We start from the raw sequence: 15,554 nt of genomic DNA, 5'->3' as shown, positions 1-15,554 counted from the left end.
AGTTGCCGGAATCGTGCGCGCGCCACCCCCGCGCAGCGTCGGAGGACTTCACGGAAAGCGAGATGCGTCAACACATCTCGCTTTTTTGCGGCCGCTCGACGGGCGCCCAGTTGTCGCAGAGTGGAGGTCAGATTGTCCAGCCCGGCTTTACTCGCCCTTGAAGATGGCAACCTGTTCCGCGGCATCGCCGTCGGCGCAGAAGGCTCCAGTGTCGGAGAGGTGGTGTTCAACACCGCCATGACCGGCTACCAGGAGATACTCACCGATCCATCCTATGCCCGCCAGATGGTGACGTTGACCTACCCGCATATCGGCAATACCGGTACCAATTCGGAAGACAACGAGTCCAGCCGTGTCTGGGCCGCCGGGCTGATCATTCGCGACCTGCCCCTGATGGCCAGCAACTACCGGAACAGCCAGCCACTCGCTGCCTGGCTGCGTGATAACGGTGTCGTTGCCATCGGCGATATCGATACCCGCCGCCTGACCCGTGTGCTGCGGGAAAAAGGTGCCCAGGCCGGCTGCATCGTCACCGGCGATGCAGCGGCCGACAGCGATGCCGCCATTGCCGCTGCCCGTGCCTTTCCCGGGCTGGCCGGCGCCGATCTCGCTCGGGAGGTGTCAGTGACCGAGGCCTACACCTGGCACGAGGGCAGCTGGCAGTGGGACCTCGGTTACGCTGAACCCGCGAAGGCGTCTCTCGATCTGCATGTGGTTGCCTATGACTACGGCTGCAAGCGCAATATTCTGCGCATGCTGGTGGATCGGGGTTGTCGGCTGACGGTGGTGCCGGCGACCACGCCTGCCAGCGAGGTGCTGGCGCTGCGCCCGGACGGCGTCTTCCTGTCCAACGGGCCGGGCGATCCGGAGCCCTGCGACTATGCCATCGAGGCCATCACGGCCTTGCTGGAAACCGATACCCCCGTGTTCGGGATCTGCCTCGGGCACCAGCTGCTGGCACTGGCCAGCGGCGGTCGGACGCTCAAGATGAAGTTCGGTCACCACGGCGCCAACCACCCGGTACAGAATCTGGCCGATGGCAGCGTCATGATCACCAGCCAGAATCACGGTTTCGCGGTGGATGACGCTGCGCTACCCGAGAATCTGCGAGTGACCCACCGATCGCTGTTTGACGGCTCCCTGCAGGGCATTCATCGCACCGACCGGCCCGCCTTCAGTTTTCAGGGGCACCCGGAAGCGAGCCCGGGGCCGCACGATGCGGCGCCGCTATTCGACCACTTCATCGAGCTCATGCGGGCTCGCCCAGCGCAGGACTGAAGCCAGCAATGCCAAAGCGTACCGACATCCAAAGTATCCTCATCCTCGGTGCCGGACCCATCGTCATCGGCCAGGCGTGCGAATTCGACTACTCCGGGGCTCAGGCCTGCAAGGCGCTGCGTGAGGAGGGGTTCCGCGTCATCCTGGTGAACTCGAATCCCGCCACGATCATGACCGATCCGGCGATGGCCGATTCGACCTACATCGAGCCCATCGAATGGCGCACCGTGGCGCGGATCATCGAAACCGAGAAGCCCGACGCCCTGTTGCCCACCATGGGTGGCCAGACCGCGCTCAACTGCGCCCTCGACCTGGATCGCGAGGGTGTCCTGGCAGCCCATGGCGTTGAGATGATCGGCGCGACCAAGTCGGCGATCGACATGGCCGAGGATCGCGATCTGTTCGACAAGGCCATGAAACGCATCGGCCTCGAGACGCCCCGGGCCATGCTCGCCCACAGCCTTGAGGAGGCCTACCAGGTCCTCGACTCCATCGGTCTTCCGTGCATCATCCGCCCGTCCTTCACCATGGGCGGCTCCGGTGGCGGCATCGCCTACAATCGCGACGAGTTCGAGCAAATCTGCAATCGTGGGCTCGATCTTTCGCCGACCAATGAGCTGCTGATTGACGAGTCCCTGATCGGCTGGAAAGAGTTCGAGATGGAGGTCGTCCGCGACCGCAACGACAATTGCATTATTGTCTGCGCGATCGAGAATGTGGACGCTATGGGCGTGCACACGGGCGACTCCATCACCGTCGCGCCGGCGCAGACGCTGACTGACAAGGAATACCAGATCATGCGCAACGCCTCGCTGGCGGTGCTGCGCGAGATTGGCGTCGAGACCGGCGGTTCCAACGTCCAGTTCGGGCTGGACCCGAAAACCGGCCGCCTGGTGGTGATCGAAATGAACCCCCGGGTCTCCCGGTCTTCCGCCCTGGCGTCCAAGGCGACGGGATTCCCGATCGCCAAAGTGGCTGCCAAGCTGGCCGTTGGCTACACGCTGGATGAGTTGCGCAACGAGATCACCGGAGGCGCTACGCCGGCATCGTTCGAACCCTCTATCGACTACGTCGTCACCAAGATACCGCGCTTCGCCTTCGAGAAATTCAGTACTGCAGATGCGCGTCTCACCACGCAGATGAAATCCGTGGGCGAGGCCATGGCCATTGGCCGTACCTTCCAGGAATCCCTGCAGAAAGCGCTGCGCAGTCTCGAGGTCGGATCCACCGGCTTCGAGCATATGATGGATGTGGATAACCCCGATCTGCGCGATGAGCTGGTGGCCGAACTGACCAACCCCAGCTGTGACCGCATCTGGTATCTTGCAGATGCCTTCCGCGCCGGTATGTCAGTAGACGAGGTGCACGGCTATTCCGGAGTCGATCCGTGGTTCCTGGTGCAGATTGAGGATATCGTGAGCACCGAGAATGGCCTGAAAAAGCTCGCTCTGGGCCAGATTGATCGTGAGCGGATGTTCAGCCTGAAGCGCAAGGGGTTCTCTGATGCCCGCCTTGCCGTGTTGTTCGGCGTTTCTGAATCCGAGGTGCGTGCCCATCGCCATGGCCTTGGCATTCGCCCGGTCTACAAGCGTGTGGATACCTGCGCCGCGGAATTTGCCGCCGAAACCGCCTACATGTACTCCACCTACGAGGAGGAGTGTGAGGCGGCCGCTTCCTCGCGCCGCAAGATCCTGGTGATCGGCGGTGGTCCGAACCGCATTGGTCAGGGTATCGAGTTCGATTACTGCTGTGTACACGCGGTGCTGGCCATGCGCGAGGATGGCTACGAGACCATCATGATCAACTGCAACCCCGAGACTGTCTCCACCGATTACGATACCTCCGACCGCCTGTACTTCGAGCCGGTCACGCTGGAGGACGTACTGGAAATAGTCGATCTGGAGAAGCCGGAAGGCGTGATTGTGCAGTTCGGCGGACAGACGCCGCTGAAGCTGGCGCGGGATCTCGAGGCGGCGGGTGTGCCGATCATCGGCACCACGCCGGATGCCATCGACCGGGCTGAGGACCGTGAGCGTTTCCAGCAGATGATCGACAAGCTCGGCCTGCGGCAGCCGGCGAACACGACCGTACGCAGCGTCGATGCGGCGGTGGCGGCGGCGCAGAATATCGGCTACCCGCTGGTGGTGCGGCCGTCCTACGTGCTCGGCGGTCGCGCCATGGAAATCGTCTATCGCGAGGAGGATCTCCTGCGCTACATGAATGACGCGGTGTCAGTCTCCAATGAATCGCCGGTGCTGCTGGACAGCTTTCTGAGCGCCGCGATCGAAGTGGACATCGATGCCGTCAGCGACGGTGAAACGGTGGTCATCGGTGCCATCATGCAGCACATCGAGCAGGCCGGGGTGCACTCCGGCGACTCCGCCTGCTCATTGCCGCCCTACAGTCTGCCGGCGCACGTCCAGGACATGATGCGCGAGCAGGTCCGGCAGATGGCGCTTGAACTGGGCGTGCGTGGCTTGATGAACGTGCAGCTGGCCTGGCAGGACGACACCGTCTACATTATTGAAGTCAACCCGCGCGCATCGCGTACAGTGCCGTTCGTGTCCAAGTGTATAGGCGCGTCGCTGGCCAAGATCGCGGCTCGCTGCATGGTGGGGCAGACCCTCGCCTCACAGGGTTTCGACCGCGAGATCGTGCCGCCGTATTTTAGCGTCAAGGAAGCGATTCTGCCGTTCAACAAGTTCCCGGGTGTCGACCCCATCCTCGGCCCTGAAATGAAGTCCACGGGAGAAGTCATGGGTACCGGCGATACCTTTGCCGATGCCTTTGCCAAGGCGCAGCTCGCGGCTGGCGATCCCGCGCCGCGCAGTGGCACGGTGCTGATCAGCGTCCGGGATGTCGACAAGCCCGGCGCCATTGCCGTGGCGAAGCAGATGGTCGAGCTGGGCTTCACGCTGGCGGCGACCCGGGGCACGGCGACAGCGCTGGAAGCCGCCGGACTCGAAGTGCGGCGGGTGAACAAGGTGCTGGAGGGGCGGCCGCATATCGTCGACATGATCAAGAATGACGAGGCGGATATCATTATCAACACCACCGAGGGCAGGCGCGCCATTGCCGACTCAGCCCCGATCCGCGCCAGTGCCGAGGCGCACCGGGTGTTCTACACGACGACGCTGGCGGCTGCCGAGGCCGTCTGCCTGTCATTGAAGCAGGAGGGCGACACCAAGGTGCGACGGCTGCAGGATCTTCACGGGAGTATTCAGCCATGAACAAGGTTCCGATGACGGTGCAGGGCGAGGCCGCGCTTCGCCAGGAGCTGGACCGGCTCAAGAAAGTGGACCGGCCGCGTATCAGTCAGGCGATCGCTGACGCCCGCGAGCACGGTGACCTCAAGGAAAATGCCGAATACCACGCAGCGCGGGAGCAGCAGAGCTTCGCCGAGGGTCGCATCATTGAGATTGAGAGCAAGCTGGCGGGGGCTCAGGTTATCGACGTCACCCAGATTGCTCCCACGGGCAAAGTCATTTTCGGCACCACGGTAACGCTGCTCAATGTCGATACGGATGCCACGGTGGTTTACCGCATTGTTGGTGACGACGAGGCGGACGTCAGGAACAATCTGATTTCAGTGAGTTCGCCGATTGCCCGGGCGCTGATAGGCAAGGAAGAAGGGGATGTCGTTGTAGTGAGAGCCCCCGGCGGCGATACCGAGTATGAGATAGACCGGGTGGAGCATCTCTGACAGCGACCGTCGCTGCCTGCCGTGGTCGAATCAGGGCCTGCGGATCAGGTTTGACAGCCGTGGATCAGGTTGCGAGCTGCGGCGAAGTAGCAGGACAGTGTTGCCAATGCGCTGCACCGCTTTCGCCCGGCTGCGTTCCAGCAGCGAGTCGATGAGGGCATCGCGCACATCCCGATCACCGACCGAGAGCTTTATCTTTATCAGTTCGTGGTCGTTCAGGGCGCGCTCGAGTTCGGCGATAACGCTGTCGGTCAGGCCGTTTCCGGCGATTGTGAGTACCGGTTTGAGCTTGTGGCCAATGGCCTTGAGGCGACGCTGCTCCTGGCGATCAATGGAAGTCATTCGACGGCTACGCTGTGGTCCGTTGGCGGGGCCGCGCAGTCTACACCAGCCCCATCCCGGGCGGAAACCCCGGAGCCGGACCTGAACGCATGGCAAAGAAACGATCTTCCAGCAAGGCCTGGCTGCAGGAGCACCGCGACGACCCTTACGTCAAGCGCGCTCAGCGGGAGGGCTATCGCTCCCGCGCGTGCTACAAGCTGCTTGAACTCCAGGAGCGCGACCGCCTGCTGCGGCCCGGTATGACGGTGGTGGATCTGGGCAGTGCACCGGGTGGCTGGTCCCAGGTCGCGGCAAATCTGGTGGGTCACCAGGGCCAGGTCATTGCGTCGGACATCCTGCCGATGGATGCTCTTGCGGGCGTCGCGTTTATTCAGGGCGACTTCACCGAGGACGCAGTTTTCGAGCAGTTGCTTGCCGGGATCGGCGCCGTTGGTGCGGACGTCGTGCTGTCGGACATGGCGCCGAACATGAGCGGGATGCCCGCCGTGGACCAGCCCCGGTCGATGTACCTCGTGGAGCTGGCGCTGGACATGGCGCTGCGGGTTCTGCGTCCGGGTGGCGTATTCGTCAGCAAGGTCTTCCAGGGAGAGGGCTTTGAATCGCTTCTCAGGGATGCTCGCGACGGTTTCGGCCAGGTCCTTACCCGCAAGCCCGCGGCGTCAAGGCCGCGCTCCAGAGAGGTGTACCTGGTGGCACGGGACCGCCGGGAATAGCCGTTCTCCCGCTGGCCCTTGAAAATGGTATGCCGGCACCGATTGATATAGAGTGTGGGAGAGGTACGGCGTTTTCACCGCGGAAGCGGGGCAGACGTGCGGCAGGAAGCCGACTCGGCGAACTTGCGCTATAATGGTTGGGCACATTTACTGACAGGAGCTGTCCCGCTCGGTTTTTCTGACACTGGACTGGTGAGGAAGCAGCATTGAACGATATGGCAAAAAATTTACTTCTCTGGTTGGTTATCGCTGCAGTTTTGCTGTCGATTTTCAACAATTTCAACATGCAGACGCCGACCGAACGGATGGTCTATTCCGAGTTCATCCAGGAGGTGAATCGTGATCAGGTGTCCAAGGTAGTCATTGATGGTGTCACCATCATGGGTACCCGCAACGATGGCTCCCGGTTCGAGACAACCCGGCCCATGATTGAAGACCCCAAGCTGATGGACGATCTGCTGACGCACAGCGTCGAGGTCGAAGGGCGTGAGCCCGAGCAGCAGAGCGTGTGGACTCAGCTTCTTGTTGCCAGCTTCCCGATCCTCATCATCATTGCGGTGTTCATGTTCTTCATGCGCCAGATGCAGGGCGGTGCCGGCGGTCGTGGCGGCCCCATGAGTTTTGGCAAGAGCAAGGCCAGGCTGCTGGGCGAAGATCAGATCACGACCACCTTTGCCGATGTCGCGGGTGTCGATGAAGCGAAGGAGGATGTCCAGGAACTGGTTGAATTCCTGCGCGATCCGAGCCGGTTCCAGAAGCTCGGCGGGCGTATCCCCAGAGGCGTGTTGATGGCGGGGCAGCCCGGTACCGGCAAGACGCTGCTGGCGAAAGCCATCGCGGGTGAGGCCAAGGTCCCGTTCTTCTCGATTTCCGGTTCGGATTTCGTCGAGATGTTTGTCGGTGTCGGCGCCTCCCGCGTCAGGGACATGTTCGAGCAGGCCAAGAAGCAGGCACCGTGCATCATCTTCATTGATGAGATCGATGCCGTCGGCCGTCATCGCGGCGCCGGTATGGGGGGTGGCCACGACGAGCGGGAACAGACACTGAACCAGCTGCTGGTGGAGATGGACGGTTTCGAAGTCAACGATGGCGTTATCGTCATTGCCGCCACAAACCGGCCCGATGTGCTCGACCCGGCACTGCTTCGTCCCGGCCGTTTCGATCGTCAGGTCGTGGTCGGACTGCCCGACATTCGCGGTCGTGAGCAGATCCTCAAGGTTCACATGCGCAAGGTGCCGCTGTCGGAGGATGTCGAGGCGTCAAAGATTGCACGCGGTACGCCCGGGTTCTCTGGTGCCGATCTGGCCAACCTGGTCAATGAAGCAGCCCTGTTTGCGGCTCGGGCCGGCGTGCGCACGGTCGGCATGACGCAGTTCGAGCTGGCCAAGGACAAGATCATGATGGGCGCCGAGCGCAAATCGATGGTCATGTCGGAAACGGAAAAGCGCAACACCGCCTATCACGAGGCAGGGCACGCCATTGTCGGTCGCCTGGTGCCTGAGCACGATCCGGTGTACAAGGTGAGCATCATTCCGCGCGGACGCGCTCTGGGCGTCACCATGTTCCTGCCCGAAGAGGATCGCTACAGCCACAGCAGGCGGCACATTGTCAGCCAGATCTGCAGCCTGTTCGGTGGCCGTATTGCCGAGGAAATGACCCTTGGCAAGGACGGGATTACCACGGGCGCCTCTAACGACATCCAGCGTGCCACCCAGATTGCCCGAAAGATGGTGACCCAGTGGGGGCTGTCCGAGAAGATGGGCCCCCTGATGTACGACGAGGGTGGTGAAGAGCCCTTCCTCGGACGTAGCGCAACGCAGTCGCATCAGGCCATGTCGGACGAGACGGCCAAGAATATCGATGCCGAGGTGCGCCGGATTATCGACGAATGCTACCAGACGGCAGAAAAGCTGCTTGAGGAAAACGTCGAAAAGCTGCACCTGATGGCGGAAGCCTTGATGCTCTACGAGACCATCGACGCCGACCAGATAGAAGACATCATGTCGGGACGTCCGCCGCGCGAACCCAAGGATTGGGACAGCAGTGACAAGGATGGACCCAGCGGCAAGGCTGCGGCTGCGGACGAGGTTGACGTTGCAGACGGCAGCAGCAAGCCTGCCAGCCCGATTGGCGGACCCGCTGGTGAGCACTGAGCCTGCTCCCAGGTAATGTCTCCGCCAGAATGGCTGTAACACAGAGGCGATCGGCACTGCAGTGTGCCGATCGCCTTTTGTCGTTCCAGGCCCCCGTGATCATGGGAGTGCTCAACACCACTCCGGATTCCTTCTCGGACGGTGGGCGTCTCTACACAGATGGCCGCCCGGATCCCGATGCTGCCCTCGACGCTGCCAGTGCCATGGTAAACGCCGGCGCAGCCATTATCGATGTGGGGGGGGAGTCCACGCGGCCCGGTGCCGAGCCGGTCAGCGTGCAGGCGGAAATGGATCGTGTTCTTCCCGTGGTCGAGCGTCTTGCCGGATCGGTGGACGCCATTATCTCCGTGGACACAAGTTCGCCGGCGCTGATGTGTGAGGCTGCTGCCCTTGGCGCGGGCATGCTCAATGATGTGCGCGCGCTGATGCGTGAGGGGGCGCTCGAGGCGGCGCGCGACACCGGCTTGCCAATATGCCTGATGCACATGCAGGGGTCGCCGTCCACGATGCAGTCGGCGCCACGTTACGGTGACGTCGTGGACGAGGTATTGACGTTTCTCAGAGCGCGTGTGGCAGCCAGCGAAGCGGCGGGTATATCGCGTGATCGCCTTTTGCTGGACCCGGGATTTGGCTTTGGCAAGTCTGTGGCGCACAATCTGCGTTTGCTGGCGCACCTTTCGCGACTGGCCGGTGAAGGATTGCCGCTACTGGTCGGGTTGTCCCGCAAGTCGCTGATTGGCGCATTGACGGGTCGCGACGTGCACGAACGCCTGCCGGCGAGCGTGGCGCTGGCCTTGCTGGCCGTGCAGCGGGGTGCCTCGGTGGTGCGCGTCCACGACGTCGCGGCTACGGCGGATGCCCTGGCCATGTTGGCCGCACTTGAAACTGTGGAGTCATGATGCAGAAACGCTTTTTCGGTACTGACGGTATACGCGGCAAGGTGGGCGAGTCGCCCATCACCCCTGATTTCATGCTCAAGCTCGGCTGGGCCTGCGGTCGGGTGTTTACCCGTCATGCCGGTTCTGCGGGGCGTTGTTCGGTCATCATTGGCAAGGATACCCGCGTATCCGGCTACATGTTCGAGTCGGCGCTTGAGGCCGGTCTGGTGGCCGCGGGAGTGGACGTCAAGCTTCTGGGGCCAATGCCGACGCCCGCGGTCGCGCTTATGACCCGAACGCACAATGCCGACGCCGGCATCGTTATCAGCGCCTCGCACAACCCCTTTTACGACAACGGCATCAAGTTCTTTTCCGCCAGCGGTGCCAAGCTGCCCGACGCTATAGAGCTGGAAATCGAGGCCGAGCTGGAAAAGCCGCTGACGACGGTCAGTTCCCGGGATATTGGCAAGGTGCAGCGTGTGGTCGATGCCGCCGGGCGGTACATTGAGTTCTGCAAGTCCACGGTTCCCGAGGGCTTCAGCCTGCGCGGTCTGCGCATCGCAATCGACTGTGCTCACGGCGCAACCTACAGCATCGCCCCGAGTGTACTCGGTGAACTGGGCGCAGACGTCAGTGCGATCGGCGTCCAGCCGGATGGCTTCAATATCAACGAGGCGGTGGGATCCACCGACATGCGTGCCCTGTGTAACCTGGTGCGGGAAACCGGGGCCGATCTTGGCGTAGCCTACGATGGTGATGGCGATCGCGTGCTTTTTGTGGACGAGCGCGGAGAGATTGTCGATGGAGACGAGCTTCTCTACGTCATTGCGCGACATCGTGTGCACACTGGCGTCAGCGACGCCGGTGTCGTGGGTACCCTCATGTCGAATCTCGGCCTCGAGCTCGCCCTCAGTGAGCTAGGCCTGCAGTTCAGGCGGGCGAAGGTCGGCGACCGCTACGTTCGCGAGTTGATGGAAAGTGAGAAATGGCAGCTCGGTGGTGAGTCATCCGGACATATCATCTGCAGTGACGTCACGACCACTGGGGACGGTATCGTCGCATCGCTGCAGGTGTTGCGGGCATTGGCGCACGCCGACATGCCGCTGTCTGATCTCGTTGCCGGCATGACGCGCATGCCCCAGACCATGTTGAATGTGCGCCTTCGGGAAAAATGTGATGTCGGTGACTACCCGGCTATTGCGACGGCGGTGGCGGAAACCGAGGCAGAGCTGGGTGCTGATGGACGCGTCCTGTTGCGACCCTCCGGGACCGAACCTGTGATTCGAGTCATGGTTGAGGGGCGCGATGCGCAGCGTGTTGCCTCGCTTTGCTCGCGTCTCGCCGGCACGGTTGAAAGCTGCATCGGCGCGTGATTCCATGCGCATAACCTCAGCTATTGTCAGTTCCGGCCTTCTTGGGTACTATTGCGCCCCTTTGCAGTTCGGGTGCTTCTGATGCGACGGAAACTGGTCGCCGGGAACTGGAAAATGCATGGCTGTCTGGCAGCCAATCAGGTGCTTCTGGAAGCGTTGGCGCAGGCGAAGCTGCCTGCTGGTGTGGACGTCGTTATCTGCCCTCCCTATGCGTATCTGCAGCAGGTCACATCACTGTGCCAGGGTACCAATCTGCGTGCAGGGGGGCAGGACTGCAGCCACATGCAGGAAGGCGCCTACACGGGTGAGGTAGCAGCGCCAATGCTGGCGGACCTCGGCTGCGACTGGGTGATCATTGGCCACTCTGAGCGCAGGCAGTACCACCAGGAGTCGTCTTCCCTTCTTGCGGCGAAGATGGCGGTGTCCGTTGAGGCCGGACTGACACCCATCTTCTGCGTCGGGGAAACCCGGCAGGAGCGCGAGGCCGGTGAAGCGGAAATGGTAGTGTTGGGTCAACTGCGTGACGTACTCGCCGACCTGCCATCAATACCTGGCCTGGTCATTGCCTACGAGCCCGTTTGGGCGATTGGCACGGGTCTGACCGCAACGGCGGACGAGGCTCAGGAAATGCACGCGTTTATTCGCACCAAGCTGCAGTCCATCACGGGCAGCGGTGAGCGAACGAGAATCGTGTACGGTGGCAGCGTGAAGGCCACGAACGCGGCAGCGCTGTTTGCCTGCGAGGATATCGACGGCGCACTGGTCGGCGGCGCTTCACTTCACGCCGATGATTTCGCCACTATCGTGAGCGCCGCTGCTGCGGCCTGATGAATAACGCCCTGAGGGCAGAGGAAGTATGGAACAAATAGTACTCATCGTGCATCTGGTGCTGGCACTGTCCATCATTGGTCTGATTCTCCTTCAGCAGGGAAAAGGCGCCGACATGGGCGCGTCCTTCGGTGCCGGCGCGTCGCAGACCCTGTTTGGCAGTGACGGTAGTGGTAACGTACTGACCCGGGCGACCGCCTGGCTTGCAGCGCTGTTCTTCGCCACGAGTTTCGGTCTGGCCATGATCGCCACGCAGAAGACCCGCGTGTCTGATGATCTGGATCTCGTCATTCCACCGTCCGTGCAGCAGCCTGCTCGCGAGCAGGCCCCAACCTCCGACGTGCCTGCGGTGGACGAGGATGTCCCGACGGCCGTCGAAAACGGAAATTCCTCGTCGGGAGACGTTCCCGAACGGTAAATTGCGCTGTATCATACGCGTCCCCAGCCGAAGTGGTGGAATTGGTAGACACGCTATCTTGAGGGGGTAGTGAGCTATGCTCGTGCGGGTTCAAGTCCCGCCTTCGGCACCATACACAGTAAGCGCGGATTAAAGGTCCCGCACCGGCGGGAGCGCAGACACGCCTTTCCCCACGGCGTTGCGCACCTCGTCATGATCAATACGATTCGCATCCTCGACGACGATACTGATCTGAACCCGCCACAGCACATCGTTTGTCGCGGCATCAAAAAACACCAGCTGCATGTCTCCGGTCTCCACCGGGCGACTCAGAGCGAGGGCATTGTTGGCTGACGCGCCATCAATCTGGCGGTTGACGGAACTCCCGTACAGCATGTCGTTGGATCCGCCGTGCGACAGCTGCCCATCGTTGTAGCCGGGGGTGGCAAAGTACTCGACAAGGAATTCGGCCTCGGCCCTGTCGACGCGTCGGTAACCGAGTTGCGCCATTTTTTCTTCGACACCGGCGCGGATAGACGGGCTCTTTATCGCCAGCATATCCTTGCTATAGCCGGTTTGCGAGAGTGGCTCACTGCGCCAGGCGTAGCGCGTGTAGTTCGTGGCCGCGAATGTCTCCGTTGCCGCCGGAGTGATGTCGACACCACTGCAGGCACCGAGTAGGCCCATACAGAAAAGCATGACGCTGGTGCCAAAAATGCGTTTGTGTACCGCGTTTAACATGTTGCTCATACCTGCCTCTCCCCGCGACAAAACTAGCGCTGAGAATAGTAGTGCAAACACTTCTCAATATACACCATGCATTTCGTGGGGGCTTGTGCCCTGCGAGAGACCAAAGGCATGCAGCGCGTTAATTCGGCCACAGGGATGATTTCTCCCGGCGACTTTTTTACTCTTGATGGCCACATCGACAGTCAGAATGGTGGGAGGTAATCGATGAGCGACATTGAGCGCATTCTTGGCGATGAAGCAGACGCGCTGCTCGGCTACAGGTGTCACGGCATTGGTCGTGACCAACTGCACTTGCCGGGCCCCGACTACGTCTCTCGTGTGCTGTCGGACAGCGATCGCTCCAACGCCGTCCTGCGCAACCTGCAGGCAATCCTCGGTCATGGACGGCTGAAGCATACGGGTTATGTCTCGATTCTGCCGGTCGATCAGGGGGTGGAACATTCTGCTGCGGCATCATTTGCCCCCAACCCACTGTATTTTGATCCAGCAAACCTGGTCGAACTGGCGATGGAGGGTGGGTGCAATGCCATTGCTTCCACCTACGGCGTTCTGGCCTCAGTGAGTCGGCGCTACGCCCACAGGATTCCGTTTCTGGTCAAGCTCAACCACAATGAATTGCTGACCTATCCGAATCATTACGATCAGACGCTGTTTGCCGGGGTTGAGCAGGCGTTTGAGCTCGGAGCCGTGGCCGTGGGCGCAACCATCTATTTCGGTTCGCCCGAGTCCCGCCGGCAGATCGAGGAAGTGTCCGCTGCGTTTGCCCGCGCCCATGAACTGGGCCTGGTGACGGTGCTGTGGGCCTATCTTCGCAATCCGGCGTTCAAGGACAAAGGGACCGATTATCATACGTCGGCGGACCTCACGGGGCAGGCCAATCACCTGGCGGTAACGGTGGGTGCCGATATCGTCAAGCAGAAGCAGGCGACGGTGAACGGTGGTTTCAAGGCGCTGGATTTCGGCAAGACCCATGAGCGGGTGTATTCGGAGCTGGCTGTCGATCATCCGATCGAGCTCGCCCGTTTCCAGGTCGCCAACTGCTACATGGGACGTATCGGGCTGATCAACTCGGGCGGCGCCTCCGGTAGTGACGATCTTCATCAGGCCGTGCGTACAGCGGTGATCAACAAGCGCGCCGGCGGCATGGGGCTGATTACGGGTCGCAAGGCTTTCCAGAAACCCATGGCGGAAGGTGTGCGGCTACTGCACGCCATCCAGGACGTCTATCTCTGCGATGGCGTGACGGTGGCCTGATGCCCGGCCCGGACCGCCGGGCGAAGCGCTTGAAAAAAGCTGACGGGTGTCGAATCAGCCGTAGCGGCCCGTGATGTAGGCCTCTGTGCGCGGGTGCGAGGGATTGGTGAAGATCTTGCTGGTCTCGTCGAACTCCATCAGCTGGCCGATGTGCATGAAGGCCGTGCGATTCGAGATTCGCGCGGCCTGCTGCATGTTGTGCGTCACGATGACCACCGTCACATCTTTCGACAGCTCCTGCACCAGATCCTCGACCTTTGCCGTGGCAATGGGGTCCAGTGCTGACGTGGGCTCGTCCAGAAGCAGGATTTCCGGGTTCGGGGCCAGCGCGCGGGCAATACACAGGCGCTGCTGCTGGCCACCGGACATATCGTAGGCGGATCCGTCCAGCCGATCTTTTACCTCATCCCAGATGGCGGCACGGCGCAGCGCGGTTTCAACGGCTTCGTCGATGAGCGCCCGGTTGCGGACACCGCGCACCCGCAGGCCAGCGGCGACGTTTTCGTAAATGGATTTGGGAAAGGGGTTGGGCTTCTGGAATACCATGCCAATGCGCAGACGCACCAGCACCGGGTCGGCATCCGGGCCGATCAGGTTTTCTCCCTCCGGCTCCAGAATCACCGATCCTTCATAACGATTGCCCGGATAGAGATCATGCATGCGGTTGTAGCAGCGCAGCAAGGTCGACTTGCCGCAGCCGGACGGTCCGATGAGTGCCGTCACCTGTCGATCGAGAATCGGCATTGAAACGTTGCGCAGGGCCTGGAAACCATCGGCGTAGTAGAAATTGAGGTTTTCCACCCGCGCTCTCAAGGGCGCTTTTTCTTTGCGGGGCGGAATGGGTGGCTGGTCGGCATCTGTCGTGGCTTCCGCAGCTCTCTTGTCGGGCATATTGGTCATCGCAGGTTCCAGATTTGGCGATTCGGTGTATTCAATTGTGGTGCTCGCGGCGCAGACGGTAGCGGATCCATATCGCAATCCCGTTCAGGGACAGGGTGAGCGCCATCAGCACCACCCCGGTGGCGGCGGCGTTGACGTGAAAATCGGCCTGCGGACGGGAAATCCAGTTGAACATCTGGATCGGAAGTACCGTGAAACCGTCGGTCAGCCAGTCGAAGTTGATGAACGGAAAGTCCCCTGAAACCGGTGCCGGCGGCAGGAAGGCAATGAACGTCAGGGCGCCGATAGTGATGATGGGTGCCGTCTCGCCGATTGCCCGCGACAGGCCGACAATGGCACCGGTGAGAATGCCGGGGCGCGCCGCGGGGATGATGTAGTGCCACATGACCTGCCACTGGTCGGCCCCGAGGCCATAGGCACCTTCCTTGATCACTCGCGGAATGGCGCGCACCGCCTCCCGGGTCGATACGATCACGATAGGCAGAATGAGCAGGCCCAGAGTCATACCGGCGACAAGGATGGTCTTGCCCAGGTCCAGGCCATACACAAACAGCCCGAGTGCGAGCAGACCGTAAATGATTGAAGGTACCCCGGCCAGGTTGGACACGTTGATCTCGATGATATTCGACAGCCAGCCCTTGCGCGCATACTCCTCGAGATACAGGCCCGCCGCCACGCCAACGGGGATGGCGAGAAATGCCGTTGTCAGCATCACGAGGATAGAGCCGACCCAGGCAGACAGTATGCCAGCGCGCTCGGCGCGGCGGGACGGAAAGCTGGTCAGGAAGTCGTAATCGATGCGGCCCAGACCGCGCACCACGAGGTCGCCGATGAGGGCAAACAGCAGACCCATGGCGATAACCATGACCAGTATGCCGCCTACGGCGAATATCTTGTCGATGCGTTTGGCGCGATTGACGGCACCGATGGCGTCGCGTGTTGACATCTCTGCCGAGGACAGGTTTCCGCTGCTGGTAAACGCCAT

14 protein-coding genes and 1 tRNA gene are annotated in these 15,554 nt (G+C 61.6%); 11 read left to right on the top strand and 4 right to left on the bottom strand.

Going from position 1 to position 15,554, the window contains the following annotated elements:
• The first annotated feature begins 132 nt into the window (after window positions 1-132).
• Genes carA through greA form a run of 3 tightly spaced genes read left to right on the top strand, consistent with a single transcriptional unit; the run spans window position 133 to window position 4,981 of the window.
• Window positions 133-1,278, top strand: coding sequence for a glutamine-hydrolyzing carbamoyl-phosphate synthase small subunit (gene carA, locus EV688_RS11885; protein ID WP_117318515.1), 1,146 nt, complete (start codon window positions 133-135; stop codon window positions 1,276-1,278).
• Window positions 1,279-1,286: 8 nt separating this feature from the next.
• The gene (gene carB, locus EV688_RS11880) at window positions 1,287-4,508 is read left to right on the top strand and encodes a carbamoyl-phosphate synthase large subunit (RefSeq protein ID WP_117318517.1); all 3,222 of its coding nucleotides are present in this window, start codon (window positions 1,287-1,289) and stop codon (window positions 4,506-4,508) included.
• Complete coding sequence (gene greA, locus EV688_RS11875) at window positions 4,505-4,981, top strand: transcription elongation factor GreA (RefSeq protein WP_117318519.1); 477 nt, start codon at window positions 4,505-4,507, stop codon at window positions 4,979-4,981. Before carB ends, greA begins: the two co-directional genes overlap by 4 nt.
• A 30-nt stretch (window positions 4,982-5,011) precedes the next feature.
• Here greA and EV688_RS11870 read toward each other — a convergent pair whose 3' ends face one another.
• The gene (locus EV688_RS11870; RefSeq protein WP_117318521.1) at window positions 5,012-5,323 is read right to left on the bottom strand and encodes a YhbY family RNA-binding protein; all 312 of its coding nucleotides are present in this window, start codon (window positions 5,321-5,323) and stop codon (window positions 5,012-5,014) included.
• A gap of 89 nt (window positions 5,324-5,412) precedes the next feature.
• On the opposite strand from EV688_RS11870, the gene rlmE reads away from it, so the two are divergent.
• The 7 genes from rlmE to EV688_RS11835 all read left to right on the top strand — a co-directional run bounded on the left by rlmE (window position 5,413) and on the right by EV688_RS11835 (window position 11,798).
• Window positions 5,413-6,036: a 23S rRNA (uridine(2552)-2'-O)-methyltransferase RlmE gene (gene rlmE, locus EV688_RS11865; RefSeq protein WP_117318523.1), complete on the top strand. Its 624-nt coding sequence runs from the start codon at window positions 5,413-5,415 to the stop codon at window positions 6,034-6,036.
• 215 nt (window positions 6,037-6,251) lie between these two features.
• Complete coding sequence (gene ftsH, locus EV688_RS11860) at window positions 6,252-8,189, top strand: ATP-dependent zinc metalloprotease FtsH (RefSeq protein WP_117318625.1); 1,938 nt, start codon at window positions 6,252-6,254, stop codon at window positions 8,187-8,189.
• Between the two features lie 29 nt (window positions 8,190-8,218).
• Window positions 8,219-9,088 carry a dihydropteroate synthase gene (folP, locus tag EV688_RS11855; protein WP_117318525.1) on the top strand — a complete coding sequence of 290 codons (870 nt, stop codon included), beginning with the start codon at window positions 8,219-8,221 and terminating at the stop codon, window positions 9,086-9,088.
• Complete coding sequence (gene glmM, locus EV688_RS11850) at window positions 9,088-10,440, top strand: phosphoglucosamine mutase (protein ID WP_205686670.1); 1,353 nt, start codon at window positions 9,088-9,090, stop codon at window positions 10,438-10,440. Before folP ends, glmM begins: the two co-directional genes overlap by 1 nt.
• Before the next feature lie 81 nt (window positions 10,441-10,521).
• A complete protein-coding gene (tpiA, locus tag EV688_RS11845) occupies window positions 10,522-11,268 on the top strand; it encodes a triose-phosphate isomerase (protein ID WP_117318627.1) in 747 nt (248 codons plus the stop codon).
• A gap of 28 nt (window positions 11,269-11,296) precedes the next feature.
• The gene (gene secG / locus EV688_RS11840) at window positions 11,297-11,686 is read left to right on the top strand and encodes a preprotein translocase subunit SecG (RefSeq protein WP_117318529.1); all 390 of its coding nucleotides are present in this window, start codon (window positions 11,297-11,299) and stop codon (window positions 11,684-11,686) included.
• 26 nt (window positions 11,687-11,712) lie between these two features.
• Window positions 11,713-11,798, top strand: a tRNA-Leu gene (locus tag EV688_RS11835).
• Between the two features lie 17 nt (window positions 11,799-11,815).
• Here EV688_RS11835 and EV688_RS11830 read toward each other — a convergent pair.
• Entirely contained in the window at window positions 11,816-12,415 is a 600-nt protein-coding gene (locus EV688_RS11830) for a DUF4136 domain-containing protein (RefSeq protein WP_117318531.1), read from the bottom strand.
• Window positions 12,416-12,619: 204 nt separating this feature from the next.
• On the opposite strand from EV688_RS11830, the gene EV688_RS11825 reads away from it, so the two are divergent.
• A complete protein-coding gene (locus EV688_RS11825; protein ID WP_117318533.1) occupies window positions 12,620-13,669 on the top strand; it encodes a class I fructose-bisphosphate aldolase in 1,050 nt (349 codons plus the stop codon).
• A 54-nt stretch (window positions 13,670-13,723) separates the two neighbouring features.
• Here EV688_RS11825 and pstB read toward each other — a convergent pair whose 3' ends face one another.
• Window positions 13,724-14,569 carry a phosphate ABC transporter ATP-binding protein PstB gene (gene pstB, locus EV688_RS11820; RefSeq protein WP_240624380.1) on the bottom strand — a complete coding sequence of 282 codons (846 nt, stop codon included), beginning with the start codon at window positions 14,567-14,569 and terminating at the stop codon, window positions 13,724-13,726.
• Window positions 14,570-14,600: 31 nt separating this feature from the next.
• Window positions 14,601-15,554, bottom strand: coding sequence for a phosphate ABC transporter permease PstA (pstA, locus tag EV688_RS11815; protein WP_205686664.1), 954 nt, complete (start codon window positions 15,552-15,554; stop codon window positions 14,601-14,603).

The organism is Chromatocurvus halotolerans, from assembly GCF_004340525.1.
Lineage (GTDB): Bacteria > Pseudomonadota > Gammaproteobacteria > Pseudomonadales > Halieaceae > Chromatocurvus > Chromatocurvus halotolerans.
The sequence above is the reverse complement of the archived record's forward strand: the minus strand, read 5'-3'. Positions and strand labels throughout refer to the sequence as shown.